The organism is Shewanella sp. T24-MNA-CIBAN-0130 (genome assembly GCF_040310185.1).
Taxonomy (GTDB): Bacteria; Pseudomonadota; Gammaproteobacteria; order Enterobacterales; family Shewanellaceae; genus Shewanella; species Shewanella psychromarinicola.
The window spans coordinates 1-263 of record NZ_JBEOPP010000355.1 but is presented as its reverse complement, the minus strand read 5'-3'; the positions used below and the strand labels follow the sequence as shown (position 1 = coordinate 263).

Annotated in this window: 1 pseudogene; it reads right to left on the bottom strand. The window is 47.9% G+C overall.

Features of this window, described 5'->3' with window-relative positions:
• Nucleotides 1–263 (bottom strand): annotated as a pseudogene (locus AAEZ02_RS22710) (polysaccharide biosynthesis/export family protein); the annotation flags it as partial.

The following is a 263-nucleotide window of genomic DNA, read 5'->3' as shown; positions in this document are numbered from 1 at the left end:
CGATTTGACCAGTGGTTTTAACATTACGGGCTTTGGCGACAAACTGCTTAACCAAATTGGCATCGTCTTGACGCAATGCCGCCTCTTCACGCGTCGTCGATTGACTGGCAAGCGTCAATTCTTCCAAACGATCCAGCGATTCGTTAATCATGCGTTTTTGCTGTTCAGCAACAGACTCACGATAAATCGTTAAATGCGTCAGCTTTGCCAATGGGCTTGGTTGCAACTGGGGGACGATGTCTTTTAGACGAGCACCATAAGGC